Below are 22,420 nucleotides of genomic sequence, written 5' to 3'. Positions count from 1 at the left end.
GTTCTAAAGAACTAAACCTCTGTAATTACTTTATTCTAATGATCTCTACTACCCATGTAATTAATGGAAGAGCAAACGCTAAGAGAGAGAAAAGCCCAATATCTCTTATTGAAGTACTTTCTTTTGAATCTCTGGCTCCATAGAAGATCCCAAGAAGCATTCCCAGAGTTAGACCAACGGCGTGGGCCATATTTGCAATAGCAAAGACAAAGACGCCAACTAAACAGAGAAAGAACCAACCAATCATTAACATAACATCACTCTTTGGAAGTGAGAATTCTGCTTCTTTATTTATACGCTTATACATCCACAAGTAACCTAAGAGTCCGTAGACCACTCCACTCATTCCTCCAAAGTTTGGACCAGAAATAAGAAACTGAGAAAAGTTAGAAAGTGTTCCAATAATAACTATAAATACGAGAAGAAAATTTGAAGACTTCTCTCTTTCAATAATTTTTCCAAGATCTTTCATCCACATCAAATTAAAGAGAATATGCATGAAGCCAAAGTGAAGAAAAATTGGAGTGACGAGTCTCCACACTTGTCCATTTCTTATTTCTGCTAATTCAAAGTTTGCATTCTCAGAAATCTTCATTACTGAATAAAGCTCCGGCATAATCTTAAAAGCATCCAGGGCGTAGACAATAACACAGAAGAGAATTACAACTTTAGTTGTAAGCCCCATTGGAATGGCCTGTATCTCTGTCCACTCCTTAGAAGGCTTGAACTGCTTTGGTAACCCTAACATCACTCTGTATATATCAGTTGCTTGTTCTACATCTTCTTCTTTTAATACACTTAGAACATACTCATCACTAAGCCGGCTCACTTCAATAAATATTCCATGCTTCTTTATTTCTGTAGCAATTTTATCGGCCATATTCTTGTCAGCGAGACTTGCAAAGGGGATCATTTATTACCTATCTTATTAACTGATTTAAACTATTTAAAAATTATTAGTGAAAATTTTCTATAATGATCTATAATACCAAAGAAAATTGGAAATCTTCAACTCTGATAGTTAAACTTCCACTCTTTTTTCCGATAAGTACAGTAAGTACGCAATCTGTTTAATATATATAGATTTTGCACGAAGCACAGGAGACTAAATGTCACAAATTAAATCACAAATACTTTCAAGAATTGAAAAACATACTCACTCTAAATCAATTCAATTAGATTTCGATTACCTAATGGAACTTCAAAGAGAGCAGGCGCCAACTCTTAGAAGTGATTTAGTCGAAGTTTGTGTAATAGAAAGTTTTGTAAAACTCTATGAAGATAAAACTCTAGACTACCTACTCTACGAGTACATGGATCAGCAATCGACAAGAAGAACTGAAAGAACTGCTGCTTAATCTAGCTTCCTGAAGGGAATTTCAAGCATTCCCTTTAAACTATTTTCTTCTTCTCCCTCTAACCCACACTTATAATTTGAAAAATCTATCCCCAGTCCACTTTGACTTGTTTTAAATATGTAATCCCAAAATGATAAATTAAAACCAAAATTAGAATTGTGAAATTCTTTTTCTGGATGATGATGAATGACATGGAAATTTGGAGTGACTAGAAAAAACTTTAAATACTTCTCCACAAAAATGGGAAGCTGAATATTTGCATGATTAAATATGGCCATCGAACTCAGGATAAATTCAAAAACGAGAACGACATCTCCCCTTACACCTAATACTAGGATGGCCAATGATTTCACAAAGAGTGAAAGAAGAATTTCAATCGGATGAAAGCGAAGAGCTGTTGTTGAATCTAAAAGATTATCTACGTGATGAACTTTATGAAATCTCCAAAGAAAGTTAAATCGATGAAAGGCCCTATGTTGAAAATAAATAATTAAATCTAAAAAAATCACTCCAACAATGACTTCGGCAAAGAATGGAAGCTTTAACCAATTTAAAATTCCTATTTCATGGGCAGAAGCAAACTCGCTACTTGCCATGGGCGCTACTCGAATAAATAGCAATGAAAATAAAGCACCAACAGACAACAGAAGAAAGTTTGATAATTTCCTACTCCACCTCTCACCTAGAGGATTAGGATCGTCTCTTCTCTTTAGATATAATTCTAAGAAAGAAAAAATGAAAAGAATCGATAAGAACGCTAGAAGCCGATAGCTCATACTTCTCCCTAGAATTGAAGCTAGAAGCTCCATTATAACCTACTAAAATAACGTAGAAGACCAATTAATTTGGGCCATCAAACAAAATAAGTCAAAATTTACCGTACTTTTTGCCCTATAATGAACAATATAGGTTTCTTTTTAACTTATATAAAGGTATATGTGTGTAATTATTTGAAATTAATACATTTTAATAACTTAGGATAGCAAATGCTAAAAGTTAATAAAAAAGTTGAATACGCTTTAATGGCGTTAAAATTCATGGTCGAAAAAGGTGGCGATTTAACAAGCGCTCGTGAAGTTTGCGATCACTTTAAAACTCCCTTTGATACAACCGCAAAAGTTATGCAAGTCATGAACTCTCACGACATTCTATCTTCTGTAAAAGGAATCAAGGGCGGATACACAATTAGTGCCGACCTCTCCGAGATTAGTTATTTAAAATTAGCAAGAATCATCGAGGCAAAAGAAGTTAAGTCAATTTGCCAAACGAATAAAGGTCTCTGCGAACTTCACTGTGATTGTAATATTGTTAATCCAATGAGTACGCTCAGTGAAAAACTCAATCAATTTTTAAATTCACTCTCCATTCAAGAATTACTCTTTGGTGAAGAGTTCAGTGATACAAATCAACTTTGTCCAATTAAGGATATTGTTAAAGACTTTACGACAAATGGAACACAGGTATGAGCGAAGAAATACTATCAGAAGAGTATAAGTACGGCTTCTATACAGATATAGAAACGGAAGAGTTTCCTAAAGGTCTAAACGAAGACATCGTTAGACTTATTTCTAAAAAGAAAGAGGAACCGGAGTGGCTTTTAAATTATAGACTCAAGGCCTATAAACTTTGGACAACAATGAAAGCTCCAAATTGGGCCAAGCTCGATGTTCCGGCCATAGACTTTAATGACCTCTACTACTACTCGGTCCCAAAGAAGAAGGAAACACTTGCAAGCCTAGATGAAGTTGATCCAGAGCTCCTAGCAACTTTTGAAAAACTTGGAATTCCTCTAACAGAACAAAAGAGAATTTCTGGTGTTGCCGTAGACGCAGTCTTTGACAGTGTTTCAGTTGCAACGACTTATAGAAAAGACCTTGAAGAAGTTGGAGTTATTTTCTGTTCGATCTCTGAGGCCGTAAAAGAATATCCAGAACTCGTTAAAAAGTACTTAGGCTCGGTTGTTCCTCCGTCTGATAATTTCTACGCTGCTTTAAATGCTGCCGTTTTCTCGGATGGGTCATTCGTATACATTCCAGAAGGTGTTACATGCCCAATGGATTTATCAACTTACTTTAGAATTAACGCCAAAGAGACAGGACAATTTGAAAGAACTTTAATCGTTGCCGAAAAAGGAAGTTACGTAAACTACCTTGAAGGCTGTACCGCTCCTCAAAGAGATGAGAATCAACTTCACGCTGCGATCGTAGAGATCGTTGCTCTCGACGATTCTGAAGTAAAATACTCGACAGTTCAAAATTGGTACGCCGGTAATAAAGATGGTCTTGGTGGAATTTATAATTTTGTAACTAAGCGTGGAAATTGCCTCGGAAGAAACTCAAAAATCTCATGGACTCAAGTTGAGGCCGGTTCTGCAATTACTTGGAAGTATCCTAGCTGTAATCTTATTGGCGACAACTCTCAGGGAGCTTTCTACTCGGTAGCCCTAACAAATAATAAAATGCAGGCCGATACTGGAACGAAAATGGTTCACATCGGTAAGAATACGAGAAGTACGATTATCTCAAAAGGTATTTCAGCAGAACAGTCTGAGAATAATTACCGTGGCCTTGTTAAAGTCATGCCTTCAGCAACAGGTGCTAGGAATTACTCTCAATGTGATTCAATGCTTGTTGGTGACAAATGCGCGGCGAACACATTTCCATATATTGATGTAAAAAATAATACTGCTACTGTAGAACACGAAGCCTCGACGTCAAAGATAAGTGAAGACCAACTCTTCTATCTGCAACAAAGAGGAATGGATATGGAGAAATGTATCTCTATGATCGTAAATGGTTTCTGCTCAGACGTTTTTAAAGAACTCCCTTTAGAGTTCTCAGTTGAAGCAGTGAAATTAATTGAAATGAAATTAGAAAATTCGATTGGATAAGGAAAATAGCAATGATTGAAATAAAAAACTTACATGCAAAAGTTGAAGAGAAGGACATATTAAAAGGTATTGATCTAACGATTAAGGCCGGTGAAGTTCACGCGATAATGGGACCAAATGGTTCAGGGAAGAGTACTCTTTCAAAAGTTATTGCAGGTCATCCAGCATTCGAAGTCACAGAAGGCTCTATTGAGTACAATATCAATGGAAAGAATACTGACCTCTTTGAACTAGAAGCTGATGAGAGAGCAAAGAATGGAATTTTCCTTGGCTTTCAATACCCTATTGAAATCCCAGGAGTAACAAACTTTAATTTTCTTCACGAGTCATTCAACGAAGTTTCAAAGTCACAAGGTGCCGCAGAAATGGACGAGGCTGCATTTAGAGAATTTCTTATGCCAAAGCTTGAACTATTAGAAATGAGAGAAGAATTTCTTAATAGACCTGTTAACACTGGTTTCTCAGGTGGTGAAAAGAAGAAGAATGAAATCCTCCAAATGGCAGTACTAAACCCTAGACTTGCTCTTTTAGATGAAACAGACTCAGGTCTAGATATCGATGCTTTAAAAATCGTGGCCAAGGGAGTGAATGCTCTTAAGAATAGATTCAATGCTGTTGTCCTTGTAACTCACTACCAAAGACTTTTAGATTATATTATTCCAGACCATGTTCATGTTCTCTATGAAGGGAAGATTATTAAGTCTGGTGGAAAAGAACTCGCTCTAGAACTAGAGGCAAAAGGTTACGACTGGTTAATCAAGTAAGGTTTAAAATGAAAATTAATGAATTAACAGAAAACTATATTAAGGATCTAACGGCGCTGGCAATATCTCCTGCTCAGAAGTCTTCGCTAGATTTCTTTAAAGACAGAGGTCTTCCACACACAAAGATGGAAGATTGGCTTTATACAAAGTTAACTGATGTACTTCCTGAAAACTTTGAAGTTGCGACAGTTAGCGATCAACAAGAGGAAGCCGCACTCTTAGGTGAATATGCTCTCTATTTTTCAAATGGACACTTATTAACATCTAAAACAAAGCTTCCAAAAGAAATTACAATTGAAGAGACGTCTACTGCAGAGCTAAAGCTAGAAGACTATGGTGATGATAATAAAGACATCTTTGCCATGCTAAACGCAACTGTAAGTGAGAAAGTAATCTCTATCAATGTGGACCAGAACTTTGTTCTAAAAACGCCTTTAACAATTATCCATGACAGTAGCTGTGAAGGCGCTTTCTCTACTCCAAGAATTCATATTCAGATGAATGCATTCTCAGAATGTAACTTTGTAGAAGTATTCAAAGGCGCGGATGAAGTAAAGTATAACCAAGCAGCGGTAACGAACTTCAAATTAGAAGCTGGTTCAAGAGCAAAGCACGTAAAAGTCCAAATAGAAGGAAATATGTCTTTTCATGCAGGAAGTGTGAATGCAACATTAAAGAAAGATTCTCACTTTAAGAGTTTCACATTTAATACAGGCGCTCTTAAAGCAAGGCATAACCTAAGTGTTGCTCTTTTAGAAGCAGGTTCATTTGCCTCTGTTGATGGACTCTATACACTCGATGGTAATCAACACTGTGACAACTTCTCTCTCATTCACCACGTTGCCGAACATACTGACAGCTCTCAGCTTTTCAAAGGTGTTCTAAATAATAGTTCAAGAGGGATTTTCACTGGAAAAGTCTTAGTTGCTAGAGATGCACAAAAAGTAAACTCGGAACAATTAAATAAGAACTTACTCCTGACAAAGAAGGCCCACGTCGATACAAGACCACAGCTTGAAGTCTATGCAGACGACGTCAAATGCGCCCACGGAGCAACTGTTGGGCAAATGAGCGACGAAGAAGCTTTCTACCTACAATCTAGAGGATTAAGTAGAGAGAGAGCACAGAAGCTTCTTATTCACGCCTACTGCGCTGATGCTATTTCTAAAATTGAAGATGATATTATTGAAAACTATCTATCAAACGTTCTATTTGAATCATTTGAAAAGTCTATTTTTGAAAATTTAGATCAAGGCGAAAAATAATGGATAACTTTGATGTGGCAAAAATTAGAAAGGACTTCCCAGAACTTGAAAGAACAGTTCATGAGAAGCCATTAATCTATCTTGATAATGCTGCAAGTACTCTTAAATGTACTCCAGTTATAGAAGCACTTAATCTTCACTACTCTCACGAAGCGGCAAATATTCATAGAGGTGTTCACTATCTAAGTGAGATGGGAACAGTTAAGTATGAAGAAACTAGGAAGTGTATCCAAAAGCTAATTAATTCGGAAAATGACTACCAAGTTATTTTCACGAAGGGAACAACTGAGTCACTAAACTTAATTGCTTCTACATACGCGAGAAAGTTTCTAAAGAAGGGAGATCAAATTCTTCTCTCTACTTTAGAGCATCATTCTAATATTGTTCCTTGGCAAATGGTTGCCGAAGAAGTTGGCGCAGAAGTTGTAGAGATCCCAGTTAATGATCTCGGAGAAATTGATCAAGACGCTTATAAGAATTTATTAAATGATCGTGTTGCTATTGTTTCTACCAATCATATTTCGAACTCTCTTGGAACAATCAACCCTATAAAAGAGATGATTAAACTTGCTCACGAAGCTGGAGCCATCTATGTTGTTGACGCTGCTCAGTCGATCTCTCATGAGAAAATTGACGTTCAGGACTTAGATTGTGACTTCTTGGCCTTTAGCTCACACAAAATGTTTGGGCCAACAGGAGTTGGAGTTCTCTACGGCAAAGAAGAACTTCTAAACAAGATGCCTCCTTACCAAGGTGGCGGCGATATGATCGATGTAGTAACTTTTGAAAAGACTACTTATAATGGACTCCCTCATAAATTTGAAGCAGGAACTCCACATATCGCAGGCGTCATCGCACTCAAAGCGGCTGTCGACTATATCCAATCAATTGGTTTAAATAAAATTAAGGCCTGGGAACATGAATTACTTGAATACGCAACGAAGAAGCTCTCCGAAATTGAAGGCCTTACTATTATCGGCACGGCTAAAGAAAAGACATCTGTTATTTCATTTACAATTGATGGTGCTCATCCACACGACATCGGGACGCTCTTAGATAGACAAGGGATAGCGGTTAGAACTGGACACCATTGCACACAGCCATTAATGAAGAGATTTAACATACCTGCAACAACGAGAGCATCTTTCTCTGTATACAATACAAAAGAAGAAGTTGATGCCCTAGTTGCTGGAATAATAAAAACGAAAGAATTCTTATAAAGAAAAAGAGGTATATATGGACATTCAAATCCAACCAACACCAAACCCAAATGCTCTAAAGTTTATCCTAGATAAGCCTGTTAAAATTGAAGGTAATTCAAGCTATAGATCTCCTATGGACTGCGGAGATAATAACTTAGCACTTACTCTCTTTACTGTTAGAGGAGTTGATCAACTTCACTTCTACGACAATGTTATTACAATCACAAAATTTGGTTACGAAGAATGGGATGCTATGGAGCCTAACATTATGGAATACATAGAGTCTGAGTACCCTAAGCACGATCCAAATTACTTTGACCCTGACCCAGAGGCCGAGAGAAGAGCGAACCTTACTCCAGAGCTAAAAGAGATTGAGGCCATTCTTGATAAGACTATTAGGCCAGGCCTTCAAGGTGATGGTGGGGATATTCAAACAATCTCTTTTGAAGACAATATTCTCCTTGTTCAATACCAAGGAGCCTGTGGGACTTGCCCGTCTTCTACTACGGGGACACTAGAGGCCATTAAAGGTATTCTTAGAGATGAGTATAATCCTGACATAGATGTCTACATTGCGCCTAGTTATTAAATAACTTAACACATTGAAAATATTAAAAAAAAGCACTTTACCAGAAGTGCTTTTTTTATACACTTGACTTTAGTTTCAATAGAGATACAATAGTTTTACCTATCAAACATATTGATCCGAGGTAATAATGATAATTCGCAACTGCTTTGAGCTCCTATCAGAACTAACTGAACTTGAAAGAAAAGTTCAAGAAAAACAAGAACTGCTAGAACAACTTGGCGTTGAAGTAGATTGTGAAGAATTACTTCTTCAATTCATTTCCAAACAAAGAGCGTTATAGCCATATAACCACTCTTTCCTTTCTAATCAGTTTTGGGTGGAGGTATGAATAATACCTCCACTCTTTTTCTCTCTCTTTACTTGACCGTAGCTCCCCGACATAAACACAAAAGGCCTTCTTTTTTTTAAGTTGTAGGAAAATATTTCCGAAAAATGATTTAAGCACAGCAATTAAAATTCATTGGAGGAAAAATGAACGCATTTATTCACGCAAGAAAATACTCTTTAGTATTTCTTTCACTTTTAGGATTACTCTCTTTTACTTCTTGTAAATCAGAAAGCTCGAACATCGAAATTGAAGGTATTGATGGACCACATGTTCAGCTACTAGAAGATAATCTACTTATCTCTATGGTTGTTGAAAATATGGTTCTAGATGGTGGACTTAGATACAATATTCCAAAGTATCCAAACTCGTATGTTGAAATCTCACCAGACCTTCAAAGTTCAGGAACACTACTATCTGTCTCAGTATCTCTAGACGATGTATTTGATGACAGACTAGGAAATCTTGATCCACAAAGACTTCCAGGAGGAAGAGCTCTTCCAGGTGTTGCAGGTGGACAACTTCCAGCAGTTGCTTTTTCAATTCAGAAATTTCACAATATGAGTCTCTACGTTGGTCCAGAAGTATTTGGAGTTTTCGTTCCAGCTGACCTAGGAATTGATGGAGCTATCGCAACTTTCAGTTACTACATGAATGATAAGAAAGCTGGAAATGTTTCAGTTGTCGGAAATGATCAAGACGGTGAAAACGGTGGTATTCTTCTACTCCTTAACATGAAAGGAAAGTTGAAAAAGAAACTAATGAAAAGAGCAAAGAAGTATTAATTCAAAATTGATATTACAAATAAAAAAATTGCCCTCAACGAAAGTTGGGGGCTTTTTATTTGTAAACTTCTCTAGAAGTAATGCCTCCTAAGAACAAGGAGACATAGTCTTGTCTTTAATTACTTATTGCTATCTATAATATCTTTCAATGTCTCGTAAGAGAATATATTTCGTTTTTTCTGATCTTCTTCTTTCTTGGCAACACTCTCTTTTGCCTTTGCCTTCTTCTTTAACTCGTCTTTCTTAGAGAACTTCAGAACCTTTCCATCAGGGAACTCAATATAGACTTCTTCCTCTGGATTACTTTCTAAAAGCTCTTCAATTTTCTCTCTCTTCTCCTCTTCACTCAAGTCAGAGAATGAAGCATCTACAATGATAGGCCTTATCTCTCCTAAGTTGGAGTTATCTATTACCTGAACATCATCACCAATATTTCTAAGTGAAGATAAACTAATTCCAGAAATTGATGAGCTTTCATCTCCTGAGAATCCAGTATTAGCAATCGTTCCTCCACTACTTCCAGAGCTAGAACTTCCTGAGGATGGTTGATCTGCACTTGCAGAATATCCAGAGGCAGCACTTCTTCCATTTGTTCCCTCTCCAGCTCTGGTCCCAGGCTCATCAGAAGAGTTTCCTATGAAAGACTTATCTAGAGCTGACGCTAAAGGAGACTTAAAGCTTACAGGCGAAGAAGGAGCATTACGAGATGACGGCGTAGCTTCTGCAACAGCAACCTCTTCCTTCTTCTTAGAAAGCTTGGCGATCTCTTCACTCTGCTTTCTAAGCTCTTCACGAAGCTTTGCTAGCTCTAAACTTTCTTTTGTCGAAGCAAGCTCATCACTTAAAGCTTTCTCTGTATTAATTTTGTCTTGTTTTAAATTATTTATTCTCTTTGTAATGTAGTCATCATAAGACTCTTCTCTATCTCTTTGACTCTCTTGCCTCTTATTCCTAAACTCATTAGCTCTTTGCGAGCTCTTCGCCGTCGGCTTGAAACTACTTGCTCTACTCACTTGATTGAAGTAATTGTCTCCGCTCTTTCTAGAAGATGGAGCTATCGATTTAGAAGTGGTGGCATTATTCCCTTTCTCTTGAATTATTGACCTAGAAGAATTCTTACTCTCAATAGTATTTATACTTGTAGATCTAGCAACAACAAATGATGGTATAGAAGACGATTTTCTTGAGGAAGATCTATTTCTGGCCCTTTCAATATTTCTTGATTTAGCATTCATCATTTCAGATATTGATTGCCTCCCACGACTTGACGAATCAATCTGACTAAAAGCAATAGTTCCATTATCATTGACTGTTGTTTGAACACCTTTATCTACCTTCCAAATTTTAAATCCCATTAGTGCATAACTAAGAGCATCTTTATTCATATCAAATCCATTCATAATTGCAAGCTCAAGCTCCTCGATTTGATTTAAAACACTCTGAACTCCTCCATCATCACTCGAAGATGAGGAACTAGAAAGAGCCGCTAAGAGGTCTACACTTTTTAATGTTTCTAACTTAGCAAGCGCTAACCTTAAAGGCTTATTTGAAGAGATCGCTGCAGATCTTTCGCGAAATAGATTATACTTTCTACAGTAAAAAATATCTTTTTCATGCTCAGCTGGACCAATCATAGCAAATGTAGAATTCATAGACGATATTGATGAGCTTACTTTACTAAGTCTATCCTTACGATCACTTTCATCACTTGATTTACTTAAGTAACTTTCAGGAAAAAAAGTTACGAAGTTAGAAGTAATCTTATCATTCAAAGTAGATTCCTTTTTTACCGCAGCATAAGACAATAGCTTACGACACCCACTTCGCCCCTTTTCTTTAGTTAAGTTTGATGAAACTTTGTTAATAAAAAATTCATCAGGGTCTACACCAGACTTAATTTCATGGAGATGAAAAGATACGTACTCGTTAATAATTTCTTCTTTAATATCATACAGGGCTTTAGCATCGTCACTACGAGCTTCGGTAGTATTTTCTAACCTACTTTCTAAAAAAAACTTTTCTCCAGTCTGTTCTGACACTTTTTTAGAAATGGCCATTAGCTCATCATTTGTAGGTTTTGCAGACTTAAGTTCTTTGAGCATACGATTGAAAACTTGGTGCTGCCTATTAAGAGTATTATTAGACTCTCCTGGAGCTTTCTTATTTTTATCTCTATTATAATCTGCTCCAATAATTCTAAAATAAGCATCATTGTTACCAAAAGAACAGCCACCTATTCCCATTTCATCATACATTAAGTTTAAATCTGTCAACTTTGTAACCATAAGCTGCTTCGGTTCAACTGTAGACTCATCAAGAGATAATGCCATTTGCATCTGATTTTCTAATTCCGTCATCATATAACCATCATAAAACTCATTTAACTTTTCTTTATCGAATCTCTTGTCAATGCAATTGCAAACCTTCTCAGCTGAACTAAAATTAGAGCAGCCAAGCTTTTGATTAAGCTGGTCCATTACACCTTTTTTGTCACTATCTTCAATACACTTCTTTGCTTTCGAACTCAAAAAAGACTCTGCTTCTTTACTATAAATTTGAATTTCATTATTAGATGAATATGGGAATCCATATGACTGAAAAGCCACAAGGAAAGAGAAAACTAAATTATAAAATATCTTTTTCATTTTCTACCTATAGTAAATATTCTTTTTAATCTTCTCGGAAACCCGACCTTTTTACTTTAGATTAATATTATAATGAAATAGCAATAACTTATAGGTTTTTTACAAAGTGACTGAAACTCAGAATATTTTGTCAAATATCGAAGCCACAAAAATGGGGCGCTTAAGAGAGAATTAAATTGGTGCTGTAATAATAGAAGGCCAAGGTATAGAAACCTTGGCCAATAATTTTGAAATACTACTTTTCTTGTATCCAGTTTAAAATATCATCTTGACCATAGTCACGCCCAAGAGGATTATCAAGCAGTAAATCCATTTGATCGTCAGTTAAATATTTCTCACTTACTCTACCTGATGTTCTAAAGTCGACTAAACACTTTGTTAGTTTCTCCATATTACTACACAAGTTTTTGTCGTAATACATTTTTTTAATTCGCTCGACGAGGCATATATTATAAGACTTTGCATCAGCATCGAAGTGAAATGAAGTTCTTCTCCACACGAGTCTATCAACTTCTTTCCACCATATTTTCCCCATAGAATTCAGTCTATTTATCTTTTCATTAGTTAAGTCAAGAGCTGTAAGCATTTTTGTGGCCTCGCTTCCACTTTTAAACTTCCCGTTAGTTTCAACTCTTTCTTTGTCACACATATTTGCCATCTTATCGATACGTTTATAAAGTTTTTTTAAGTTAGCTGGCAGATTTTCTTTTTTATTTTCATAATTTGCTACTTGATGTAATTCAAGATCTCCAGCGATGGCCATAAGTGAAGCGAGTAATACTTGCTTTGTTTGTTTTATATTATGCTTAACCTCTCGGTAGGAATCATAACCAAACCGATCTCTCATCTCATCTTCCATAACTTTATATAGATTATCTACATCATCATTACGATCCCACCCCTTTCTGTGATACTGTGGAACTTCTTCTCCGTCAGGAAGATCAAGATAATCAACCTCCTCGGCATGAACGCCCTCAATTAAAAATATACTTCTCATAATATTAAAAGCAGAGGTTTTCTCTTTAAAGGCAATGTAGATATTTTTATTAAACTCTCTGTAATACTCTATAAAGTTTTTAAAATCTCTGTTTGGAAGCATCACGAGTTTATTTTTAATATATACTTGTCTCTTTTCTAAATCACTTAGGGAAAAGCGCGCAACTTCACCTTGATAAGTAAGTCTAATCTCACCTGCTTTACTCATCGTCATCTTTGGGAGTTCTTCCTTTGAAATATTAGGAAAGATTTTAAAAAAGAATTTCTTTTCAGATTTACTTAGTCCTAAAGAATCATAGTACTCCTTAGGTTTATCTTGAAGTGTTTTAAATTTTTCAAGTCTTGTTACAAACTCTGCAGCGAGAATTCTTCTGACTTGCCTTTCTGTGAATGTATTAACTTTCTCTTTAATTCCAAAGTTTTCTTGCCCTAAGCTACTAGTCATCAATAAGAAAGAAATTAGTATAAATCGCATCAAAATCTCCCAATAAGTTTAACTACTTATCGGGATATAATAAGAGAATATTAAGCTATTTTTCTTTACTTGTGTTAATCCACTTCAGAACATCATCTTGCCCATGGTCACGCCCAAGAGGGTGATCAAGTAGTAGATCCATTTGATCGTCGGTAAGAGTTTTCTCACTAACTCTCCCAGTTGATCTATATTTGATAAGACAATTAGAGATTTTCTCCATATTTCCACAAAGATTCTTATCTTCATAAATTTTCTTTATTCTTTCAACATGACAAATATTATAAGATTTTGCATCTGCATCGAAATGAAACGAAGTTCTTCTCCATACAAGTCTATCAACCTCATTCCACCAAGATTTCCCCATGGAATCCAATCTATTAATTTTTTCATTAATCCGATCAAGTGCCGTAATCATTTTTGTAGCATCATTATTTTCTGTGAATAGTTTTGATTCAGGCTTAGCTAGTTCTTCATCACACATATTTGCAAGCTTATCAATATGCTTATAAAGCTTCTTTAAATTCGCAGGTAGATTCTCTTTCTTATTCTCATAATTTGCGACTTGTTCTAATTCAAGGTCTCCAGCAAGTGCCATAATTCCAGCTAAAAGAACCTGACTTGTCTGCTTAACATTATGCCTGAACTTTTCATCACTATAAAGATTATCAATTATTTTATCTTTAGGGCTATAGCCCTTTCGATGATAGTGAGGGACTTCTTCACCATCAGGAAGATTTAAATAGTCAGATTCTTGAGCATGGACAGAAGGAATTAGGCTTAACGAGTTAATAAACATCATGAATGTGGTCTTTTTATTAAAGCCCTCATACATATTATCACTAAAGTCCTTAAAGAATTGTCCAAATTTATACTTTGTCATTTTCGGAGTTTTAATCTTCACACCGTTTATATATACTTCTCTACTTGCTAAACTTTTAAATGTGAACTTTACGACATTACCTCGGTCTCTTAAAACTAAAATACCTGACTTTCTAATTATTAACTCTGGTAAACTATTTTTAGTAAGTTCAGGAAAAATTTTAAAAGCTGCCTCTATTTCAGAACTTTCGATTCCAACAGATTCAAAATACTCTCTAGGATTAGCTCTTAAGGCATTGTAGTTCTCAATTCTACTAACAATCTCTTTTGAATAGATATCTGTTATTTTTCGACTAACAAGTCTATCAACTTTTTCTTTGATACCAAAATTCTCTTGCGCGAGAGAAGAGAATACTGAGAGAGTTAAAAATAGAGTTAGAATAATTTTCACTGTTCACCTTTTTTAATACAAATGTATATCGGCTATTCTAAGCAAAACTATAGGGTATTCGTTAAGAATATCTCTAAGATATTAAATATACGTAAAAGAAGTGTGAAAATATCCCCACAATTAATTGGCGAATTAACTAAATAAATCTAGAGTTTTGAGAAAATAGACTTTTAGATCGCTCCTATTGCTGTATTAGGAACACTAGAAGAAGGACTCACAGTAATACCTAGTTTTTCTTATCGTAAAAACCTTCAATCGGCACCATTGGAGTATCGCATTCAGGGCAGTTTTCTTCGTTTTTGCTCGCCAGTTGATAGTCTTTAACTGTTTCACAAGAAGGACAAATATAAGTTACACCTCCATATTTGAACACTTTAGGGTATATGAAATAAAAAAAAATAAAGCAGAAAGGAATGCTCACTAGCCAAGTTTGATAATCTAAAGTAACAAGCTCATATCCTTGTGGCCCTCGACTTGGATGAGAAGCATAAGACAATACTACTGTGATAATAACAGAAAAAAAAAGTTTTTTAATCGTATATTTTACTCTATTTAAGCTCATCTCTTACCTTTTCAACAAATCTTCTTCCTGTTTGAAACCAGTTAACAAAAGTATCAGGAACATTAGAACTTGGTGCCTTCCCTTTTCCTTTAAGCAATACTTGATTTGCCAGCTCAACACCTTCCTTAACGGCTTGTGGATTTTGAGCTGCAAGTGTCATTACTGAAGCATAAAGAGAAGGACCGTAAGCGTATGCCCCTGTGGCCAGTACAGCACTTCCAATTATCCCCATACCAATATTACTTATTAGTCTATCCTGTTCCATTATACTATTTATTTGGTTTTGATCGATGGCCATTGTTGCCCAATCAGCTTCTCTTTGTGTATTAAAAGTTGCTCCATCATAATCATTTGAACCATCTCCTGCACTAAGAGAATATGATTCACTGTAATACCCACTAGGATCAATAAAATTCACAGGATCACCATTGCAGTAGACAAGAGGATTCCAATCTCCTCGTCTACTCACTAGAGATAACGGTTCCCAGATATAAGCAGGGTCTAAAGTCATCCACTCTCTTACCTTTGGAGAATAAATTCGTGTCTTAGACCAATAGAGATGACTTACTCCTGGAACTTCAATCAAACCAGCAAAACTAAAAATTGTCTTACTCTCGAGAATTCTCGCTTTGTTATTAGAAGTATAGATCAAACTCTTTACTCCGTAAGCACTATATTCTCTTTCCCATAGTAACTCTCCATCTTGATCAAACATTGCAACAACGCTTCCGAGATGATCAGATAAAACAGGGTAGACTTCATTAGTGATAGAGACTGCTACAATCTTCCCTCCAATTTTGAATGAGTGAATAATATCATTTTCAACTTTAAAAGAGTTATTATTTATTTTTTCAAAAACAATTCTTTTCTTATTGGTAACTATTCTAAGCTCTTCGTTCTCAGAGTAAAAGAAGCTTAGATTGTCGGCCTGACAAAGTAAATTATAACAATAAGAAAACTTACGCTCTTCTATTGATACGACTTGCCCTTTCTTGTTCCTTTCAAAAGTGCTTTCTCTAAGAGCTGATATATACTGAGAATTAGCATCATAGTGATATGTATTCTTAGAACCTCCATTTCGAGAGGTTCTATTTACGGAAGTTATCAAGTTAAGATCATTCTGTTTGACCTTAATATTGTATTCATTATTGCCAGATTTAATCATAGAAGTTTGAATAAGCCTCAGACCATCGTATGAGAAGCTTATCTTTAATTTATCATTAAAGATAATATTGCTAACCAGACCATGATTATTATACTGAACATTGTTCACATAAGGCTTAAACGAGAGAATATTACCTAAGTAATCCTCCTCTCTTTCATAAGACAAGCCTCCAATAGACGTTTTGGAAATCTTACCAAACTGGTCATAATCAAAACTGAGTTCATAATCCTTTGACACCACTTTTGAAAGATTAGATTTTTCATACTCATAATAAATATTTTGAGAGAGCCCTTCTGTCTTTATAACTTCTTCTTTTAAAAGTGTATCTTCGTAAGAATTTTGAACTTTATAAAATCCTCGGCAAGCCCCGCCTAAACATTTTGTTTCCAAGAACTTTCCACTTTCATTATTAATAAATGTTGAGTTCAACCCTAGGGCCATATCTGAAAGAGTAAAGCTCGATAAATTTGTGGAAAATGTCCTAATAAAATCAAACTCAACTCCTTCTCCTTTAACTTGACTCAAATTAACTGCATTTTCTCGATTATAACCCCATTTAGTATCAAACAAGTTCCCCTTAACTCTTCTCATTCTATTATCTAAAGAATAGCTCATCTCAACAGAGTTTCCAAAAGTAGCTTCAAAGTTAAACGAATAACCTTCATTATGATCAGAAGTAGTTATTAAGTTCCCGTTTAAATACTCAAGTCTTCCTTCTATAGAATAAGTGTATTCTTTATTAGAGTTTCTTAAATGATCAATTTCTTGTACTGGCCTTGAAAACTCATCGTAATACCTCTCTAATGTAATTTGCTCTCCTGTAACTTTTAAAAACTCATCTCCACTTTTATCGCTTCTAGATTCCATTATTTCCAAAGAAAATGGCTCAATTTTCTGACTAGTTTTAACTCTTCCCCATGCGTCCAACTCAATATTCTCTATATCATTCGCTCTTCTCAACTTAACTTTATTGTCGCCGAGATAATCAGAATTTATAATCTCGGTATTATTTTTCATGACCCTAATAAGTCTGTCACTAGAGTCGTACTCATACTCTACAGTATCACCTACTAGCGTTACTAATTCTAGTTTTTGTCCAGTTATACTATCACTTTTGACTTTTACTCTATTATCATTACGCTCATAAGAAGAAATCAAGTTGGTGTCCTTAGTATATTCAAATGAGTAGTAATCTGTATTATTTCTTAAGACGTTTGATAATCGCCCGAATGAGTCGCGATAAAGACTTTCACTTTGATTCTCATTAGTATACTTTTCAACTATATAACCAAGTTCTACATCATATATATTTCGAATAATCTTTTTTATATTTATAAAATCATCACTTATAATTTCTTTTTTTACAAACGTCTTTAAGCGACTCTTATCTTCAGAGAACTCTTTAACAGTACTAAGACTATTCTCACTAAGGTGTGAAAATAGTCCTAACAATCCCCCCTCAACTCTTGTTTCAATAGACTCATAAAGAAAGTTATCCTCATTGAATTTATACTCATTAATTAAAGATTTATTTCTAACAATAGTGTTATCAAAAGCGATACTATCTGTTTTCTTACTCTTATAAATAAAGACTTGATCATCACTAAGGTTCATAAAAGACCAATCATTATGAACAATATGTCTCTCACCTTTATTGTACTGAACAGCATCGTAGGAACCACTAACTTTCTTTCTTAAGTATCCATAGAGTTCGTCTTTTCCCCAAGAATAAGAAGAGGAAATATCGCTAATATTAGAAAAAATAAGTCTTTGATATTTATTTTTGAAGTAATCACTATTTTTCTTATTCTCAATATCTACTATTGAAAACCCCTCAAAAAGACCGCTTTGATTATTTAAAACAGGCGTAATGTAGTTATAAGAACTAGTCTCTACTAACTCATCCGAAGAACTTTTAACTGATGAAACAACCCACTTACCTTTATAATCATAATTAACAGTATGAAGTCCACCATGAGAATTTTTAATTTTAGATAATAATTTTGTATTCGTATCAAGTCTTAAATATTTAAAATGATCATTAAAACTATAAACGGATTGATTCTCTAGTGGAGACCTAAACTCTCCTTCTCCCTCGACAAATCTAATCTTCTTTGTAGCTCTATCAAATGAATAAATAAACTTCTTATCTTTTACGCGAGTATAATCATCAACATTAACAACTTTATCTAAAGAGATACTTTTCTTTTGAAAATATCCAGAACTATTATCTCCAAAATAAACTTCCGATCCATTTATAACATCAATACTTCCATCTAGATTAATATCAGCAAAAATCGAATCACTATGACATTTTAAATTAATATCCCTTCGTAATTCAAAGTTTAAAAATCCATTAGTCTTCTGAAGACTATATACTCTAGCTTGTGAAGAATTCTCAGAAGGATCAACTCTCCCAGTTCTTGAGTACTCAAAGATAGAATTCTTTCTTTCTTTAGAATCCTCTAATGAATGAGACAATTTATCACCGCCGGAACAAACAACTAACTCTGCTACATTATCTTGGTCAACATCCAATACTTTCATGATATTAGTGCTGTAGTTAAGCCTATACCTAGATCTTCCATTACTATTCACTTCTTTTACGAAAACACTAAATGGCCTTTCTCTAAAATTGGATTGATACTCTTTCTTTAGACCAGACTCACTTAAGAATATTTTCTTACCTAAAGATATCGTATCTATTTCACTTTGAACTTCATCTATATTAGTTGAAGAATTTAACTCACTATTAGAGATGGATTTAGAAAAGACTTCAATTACTTTTCTTAAGTAATCACTCGATTTATAATATAGCTCATCGCTATAATTATCCCCTTGTAGATCAAGAAAGAGATGAATATTCTTGTTCTTCTTATAGAGACTAGGGGTAGACAGAGAATTATCAAACACATAGCTAGTATTGTGTTCGAATTCAAACTTTGGCTCTTCTTTAGATACAAGATCAGCATATTCTACATCTAGAATAGCTACTTCACTTCCTACTTTCTTAACGCTTTGAAGATAGCCTGACTTAATATTAAACTTATAAGTCGCAGAACTTCCCTTACTCTTCACTTCGACTCGCCGAAGCTCCCTCTTATTAACAAGGTAATTATAATTTACATAAGGAAGATCATCGATAGTTTCGTATTCAAATAAGGCCTCACTAGAGGTTGAGAATATTCTCTTAGGAAAGTCTTCTTCCCACTCAATTTGAACTCTATTATTAAAAGAGTCTGAGATAGAGACAACAAGACCTCTTTCATTTAACTTAAGATAGCTTCCGTCTTTCTTTATTATTAACCAAGACCCATCGTCAAATCGAAGATACTTATTAAAATTCCCAATTTTACGAGGGATATAAACCCTATAGCTCTGAGTAAGATTTAAATCTTGTAATCGTTGCTCAAATTCTGGGTAGTCGGATTCACTTCGAGTCAGCTTATCTACATACTGAAACCCCAAAACAACAAACTCATACTTCTTCGGTGTCGATTTTTTGAATATTATTCTTGGGAGATCAACCTCCCATCCAACTCCAAAACCAGAATTTTTGTAACTTGATGATGAGTAATTAAACTTAACCCTATCGAAGTTTACGAGATTCTTAAAAATTTGAATTGAGAATGAAGTTGAAAAGTTTCCAAGGTTTTCTTGTACTTTAAAAGATGGAATACTCTTATGATAAATATCGCTATGGTTAATACTATTTGTAGAACTTGAAATATCTTTCGCGATTTCCTCAAGATCTAAGTCCTGAGAAAATACGCTCTGAGAAAATATCAATATGAATAATAAAAATTTATTCATGAACAAGTAATGAACCTGCTTGTCCATCATGTAACTTACTCTCTAATAAATTAGAATTATAAGTAGGTGAATATAAGTTTGGATTGGTAGAACTTAAGTATGAATTATAGAATACATCTTCAGTGTAGTTAGCACCAGACACCCCAGATTTCCCACCAACATTACTTATAAGACTGTCTTTCAATCTTCCTTTTATCGTAATATTTCCACCATCTCCACCTCTACCTGCAAGACCTGGAGAAGGCTGCTTAAGAGTTACTACGACACTACCATTATCAATAACGGTACTAGTTCTAGAAGTGCAGTTCCCTTCTCTTCTATCATAACAGAACATATCAATGGTCTCACATTCTAGTTTAAACTTTCTTTCAAATGTTTTTCTCATCACTCCATTATCAAAAAATAATGACGAATTACTTTGACCATTCTCACCTCTTTCACCATTTGCTATAAGTGTGATTTTTTTAATACTTGGGGCATTGATCGTAACACTCCCAGCGTTTAGACCATTTCTTCCATTAAGATTGAGAAGAGGGCTAGAAACGTACCCAATAAGGCCTTCGTTTCTAATACCTACTTCTGTGACCTTTGTTACTTGTCCCATTATTTGCGCACCAAAAGTAGAGCATGCTCTATTAAAACTATGACTTTGATCTTGATAACTTCTATCCATCACTAGTTCCTCTTCAAATTGCTCTGGTAGCGAAGGAAAGTATTTCTCTCTTAGAATAGATTCTGCATCAAGAGTCTTTGTGTTCTTTTGAGTTGGGACTGTATAAATATTGAGACCAATAATATTTACGGAATCGACTTTAATATTCTTTCCATTAGTAACAATAAGAGACAAGGGGTGACCCAAAACGCCTTCTTCAAAAGTTATATCCAAGTGTTTATTTTTTATTCCATAAACTCCTGGAGCGATAATATTTAACTCTCTAAACTTTACTATTACTGTTTCATCTTCAACATCTACTTCATTTCCAAATAAATTATCTGAAGAAGAATCAAGATTAAACACATTATCTGATTTGTAGTTTTTGTCATAATATGAATTTAGAGCACTTGTTATAGATTTTTTAATTTCCTTATTTGCTTCAGTGCTTGAGTCAGTTCTTAGTCTAAACTTAAGCTTTTGAACTTCTAGTAAGTGCAGTCTGTACTCAACAGAACGATCAGTGAGAGCTGATTTCAATTTTTCCTCTATCACTTTTGAGACTTCATCCACTTCCAATTGACTACTCAAGAAAGGAATATTCAAAAAATCACTGAGTAAATTATCCTTTGAACTCTTCATTTCTTCATATATTAAGAGATCTAAAAACTTCAAAAATTCTTCTGTATCTACTTCAGAATCAATAAATCCATACGAAATAAAGAAGAGATTAGAAATTTTATTCTTTAAGGAGATCTCCTGCCCGTTCTTAAGAAAAACCTTTATCAAGGATAATTCATTCCTATTTAATTCAAATACTAATCGATCTTCATCTATCATCTCTATTATAATAGAAATATATCGCTCAAAGTGCTTCTCAACTCCCTGAACGGAAACAATTGATTCAATTTTGTAACTTCTTACAAATTTATTAAGAACTTTATAAAGTGAGTTGTCGCTTAACTTTTCAAAAATACTCTTATATAGATTTAATCCTGTTGAAATAAGCTCATAACTCATACCTCCCCTTATAGAGAAGCTATTTAATCTATTGCTAAGCAAGTTAAGAGTCATTCTACTATTTAAAAACTTCTCTTTCTCTTCTTCGCTTACTAGTTCAAAAGCAACTAGGTCATAAATGATTCCTTTCAAAGAATCTGTCTCTAAGTACTTTCCTCTTAACTTACTAGCTAAGTCAGCTGCACTTGAGACACCATCACACCCACTTATCGAATAGAGTTCACACATTACTGCGAAGTGATTCTTTCCCTTAACCATTTTTACAATATTAGAAAGATCTCTTATGTGTCCTAGAACCTCCGCTGTATCTGACCCTTCAGACAAAGTTACTTTTGAAACTTCTTTTTCGTATAATTTTCTGACGACAGAAAACTTGTTACTATCTAAATCTGTTTCTTCAATGAGCTTAGTAATCTCGTGCCTATTATCAACCTCAACAGGAGAATTATCACTATCGGCTACACCATCGTTTGAGTCACTAGTATCGACATGTTCAGTTCCATTCACTACAGGTGCTGCAGCAGGAAAAGTCTCTTTCTTACAAGAAACTAGAAGTAAGTTTAAAGCAATAACTGCCAAGGCCATCTTTCTCATTTTTTCTCCAAAATAATTACGCACCAAGTCACAAATATCATCTACCCAAT

At 34.7% G+C, this 22,420-nt stretch carries 17 protein-coding genes; 9 read left to right on the top strand and 8 right to left on the bottom strand.

Features of this window, described 5'->3' with window-relative positions; translation table 11 throughout:
• Positions 1-25: 25 nt before the first annotated feature.
• Positions 26-913, bottom strand: a complete 888-nt coding sequence (locus tag CES88_RS00820) for a rhomboid family intramembrane serine protease (RefSeq protein WP_290729639.1) — start codon at positions 911-913, stop codon at positions 26-28.
• Positions 914-1,109: 196 nt separating this feature from the next.
• Here CES88_RS00820 and CES88_RS00815 point away from each other — a divergent pair, with 196 nt between their 5' ends.
• Positions 1,110-1,358, top strand: coding sequence for a hypothetical protein (locus CES88_RS00815; RefSeq protein ID WP_290729636.1), 249 nt, complete (start codon positions 1,110-1,112; stop codon positions 1,356-1,358).
• On the opposite strand, the gene CES88_RS00810 is transcribed toward CES88_RS00815, so the two are convergent.
• Positions 1,355-2,134, bottom strand: a complete 780-nt coding sequence (locus CES88_RS00810; protein WP_290729633.1) for a sterol desaturase family protein — start codon at positions 2,132-2,134, stop codon at positions 1,355-1,357. The two genes, CES88_RS00815 and CES88_RS00810, sit on opposite strands and share 4 nt — an antisense overlap.
• A gap of 210 nt (positions 2,135-2,344) precedes the next feature.
• On the opposite strand from CES88_RS00810, the gene CES88_RS00805 reads away from it, so the two are divergent.
• The 8 genes from CES88_RS00805 to CES88_RS00770 all read left to right on the top strand — a co-directional run bounded on the left by CES88_RS00805 (position 2,345) and on the right by CES88_RS00770 (position 9,178).
• Positions 2,345-2,824, top strand: coding sequence for an Rrf2 family transcriptional regulator (locus tag CES88_RS00805; RefSeq protein ID WP_290729630.1), 480 nt, complete (start codon positions 2,345-2,347; stop codon positions 2,822-2,824).
• The gene (sufB, locus tag CES88_RS00800) at positions 2,821-4,248 is read left to right on the top strand and encodes a Fe-S cluster assembly protein SufB (RefSeq protein ID WP_290729627.1); all 1,428 of its coding nucleotides are present in this window, start codon (positions 2,821-2,823) and stop codon (positions 4,246-4,248) included. Before CES88_RS00805 ends, sufB begins: the two co-directional genes overlap by 4 nt.
• An 11-nt stretch (positions 4,249-4,259) precedes the next feature.
• A complete protein-coding gene (gene sufC, locus CES88_RS00795) occupies positions 4,260-5,012 on the top strand; it encodes a Fe-S cluster assembly ATPase SufC (RefSeq protein ID WP_290729624.1) in 753 nt (250 codons plus the stop codon).
• A gap of 8 nt (positions 5,013-5,020) precedes the next feature.
• The gene (sufD, locus tag CES88_RS00790; protein ID WP_290729621.1) at positions 5,021-6,277 is read left to right on the top strand and encodes a Fe-S cluster assembly protein SufD; all 1,257 of its coding nucleotides are present in this window, start codon (positions 5,021-5,023) and stop codon (positions 6,275-6,277) included.
• Positions 6,277-7,497, top strand: coding sequence for a cysteine desulfurase (locus tag CES88_RS00785; RefSeq protein WP_290729618.1), 1,221 nt, complete (start codon positions 6,277-6,279; stop codon positions 7,495-7,497). The genes sufD and CES88_RS00785 overlap by 1 nt, the downstream gene beginning before the upstream one ends.
• Before the next feature lie 16 nt (positions 7,498-7,513).
• Positions 7,514-8,068 carry a NifU family protein gene (locus CES88_RS00780; protein WP_290729615.1) on the top strand — a complete coding sequence of 185 codons (555 nt, stop codon included), beginning with the start codon at positions 7,514-7,516 and terminating at the stop codon, positions 8,066-8,068.
• A 127-nt stretch (positions 8,069-8,195) separates the two neighbouring features.
• The gene (locus CES88_RS00775) at positions 8,196-8,348 is read left to right on the top strand and encodes a hypothetical protein (protein ID WP_290729613.1); all 153 of its coding nucleotides are present in this window, start codon (positions 8,196-8,198) and stop codon (positions 8,346-8,348) included.
• Between the two features lie 191 nt (positions 8,349-8,539).
• Positions 8,540-9,178, top strand: coding sequence for a hypothetical protein (locus CES88_RS00770; RefSeq protein WP_290729611.1), 639 nt, complete (start codon positions 8,540-8,542; stop codon positions 9,176-9,178).
• 119 nt (positions 9,179-9,297) lie between these two features.
• Here the strand turns inward: CES88_RS00770 and CES88_RS00765 are convergent, their stop codons facing one another.
• The 6 genes from CES88_RS00765 to CES88_RS00740 form a co-directional block, all read right to left on the bottom strand.
• Positions 9,298-11,823 (bottom strand): hypothetical protein, encoded by a 2,526-nt coding sequence (locus CES88_RS00765; RefSeq protein ID WP_290729608.1) that lies wholly within the window; start codon positions 11,821-11,823, stop codon positions 9,298-9,300.
• Between the two features lie 235 nt (positions 11,824-12,058).
• The gene (locus CES88_RS00760; RefSeq protein ID WP_290729605.1) at positions 12,059-13,294 is read right to left on the bottom strand and encodes a hypothetical protein; all 1,236 of its coding nucleotides are present in this window, start codon (positions 13,292-13,294) and stop codon (positions 12,059-12,061) included.
• A 55-nt stretch (positions 13,295-13,349) separates the two neighbouring features.
• Complete coding sequence (locus CES88_RS00755) at positions 13,350-14,564, bottom strand: hypothetical protein (RefSeq protein ID WP_290729602.1); 1,215 nt, start codon at positions 14,562-14,564, stop codon at positions 13,350-13,352.
• Positions 14,565-14,790: 226 nt separating this feature from the next.
• On the bottom strand, positions 14,791-15,126 hold the full coding sequence (locus CES88_RS00750) for a hypothetical protein (protein WP_290729599.1): 336 nt from the start codon (positions 15,124-15,126) through the stop codon (positions 14,791-14,793).
• Complete coding sequence (locus tag CES88_RS00745) at positions 15,113-20,104, bottom strand: RHS repeat-associated core domain-containing protein (RefSeq protein ID WP_290729596.1); 4,992 nt, start codon at positions 20,102-20,104, stop codon at positions 15,113-15,115. Before CES88_RS00745 ends, CES88_RS00750 begins: the two co-directional genes overlap by 14 nt.
• On the bottom strand, positions 20,097-22,370 hold the full coding sequence (locus CES88_RS00740) for a hypothetical protein (protein WP_290729593.1): 2,274 nt from the start codon (positions 22,368-22,370) through the stop codon (positions 20,097-20,099). The genes CES88_RS00745 and CES88_RS00740 overlap by 8 nt, the downstream gene beginning before the upstream one ends.
• Positions 22,371-22,420: the final 50 nt, after the last annotated feature.

The organism is Halobacteriovorax sp. JY17, from assembly GCF_002753895.1.
Lineage (GTDB): Bacteria > Bdellovibrionota > Bacteriovoracia > Bacteriovoracales > Bacteriovoracaceae > Halobacteriovorax.
Note: the sequence above shows the minus strand (reverse complement) of the source record. Positions and strands in the feature narration are given on the sequence as shown.

Bases quoted from the DNA above. Each gene is read 5' to 3' on its own strand.
- CES88_RS00820 (WP_290729639.1), bottom strand. From the start codon at position 913: ATGATCCCCTTTGCAAGTCTCGCTGACAAGAATATGGCCGATAAAATT.
- CES88_RS00815 (WP_290729636.1), top strand. From the start codon at position 1,110: ATGTCACAAATTAAATCACAAATACTTTCAAGAATTGAAAAACATACT.
- CES88_RS00810 (WP_290729633.1), bottom strand. From the start codon at position 2,134: ATGAGCTATCGGCTTCTAGCGTTCTTATCGATTCTTTTCATTTTTTCT.
- CES88_RS00805 (WP_290729630.1), top strand. From the start codon at position 2,345: ATGCTAAAAGTTAATAAAAAAGTTGAATACGCTTTAATGGCGTTAAAA.
- sufB (WP_290729627.1), top strand. From the start codon at position 2,821: ATGAGCGAAGAAATACTATCAGAAGAGTATAAGTACGGCTTCTATACA.
- sufC (WP_290729624.1), top strand. From the start codon at position 4,260: ATGATTGAAATAAAAAACTTACATGCAAAAGTTGAAGAGAAGGACATA.
- sufD (WP_290729621.1), top strand. From the start codon at position 5,021: ATGAAAATTAATGAATTAACAGAAAACTATATTAAGGATCTAACGGCG.
- CES88_RS00785 (WP_290729618.1), top strand. From the start codon at position 6,277: ATGGATAACTTTGATGTGGCAAAAATTAGAAAGGACTTCCCAGAACTT.
- CES88_RS00780 (WP_290729615.1), top strand. From the start codon at position 7,514: ATGGACATTCAAATCCAACCAACACCAAACCCAAATGCTCTAAAGTTT.
- CES88_RS00775 (WP_290729613.1), top strand. From the start codon at position 8,196: ATGATAATTCGCAACTGCTTTGAGCTCCTATCAGAACTAACTGAACTT.
- CES88_RS00770 (WP_290729611.1), top strand. From the start codon at position 8,540: ATGAACGCATTTATTCACGCAAGAAAATACTCTTTAGTATTTCTTTCA.
- CES88_RS00765 (WP_290729608.1), bottom strand. From the start codon at position 11,823: ATGAAAAAGATATTTTATAATTTAGTTTTCTCTTTCCTTGTGGCTTTT.
- CES88_RS00760 (WP_290729605.1), bottom strand. From the start codon at position 13,294: ATGCGATTTATACTAATTTCTTTCTTATTGATGACTAGTAGCTTAGGG.
- CES88_RS00750 (WP_290729599.1), bottom strand. From the start codon at position 15,126: ATGAGCTTAAATAGAGTAAAATATACGATTAAAAAACTTTTTTTTTCT.
- CES88_RS00745 (WP_290729596.1), bottom strand. From the start codon at position 20,104: ATGAATAAATTTTTATTATTCATATTGATATTTTCTCAGAGCGTATTT.
- CES88_RS00740 (WP_290729593.1), bottom strand. From the start codon at position 22,370: ATGAGAAAGATGGCCTTGGCAGTTATTGCTTTAAACTTACTTCTAGTT.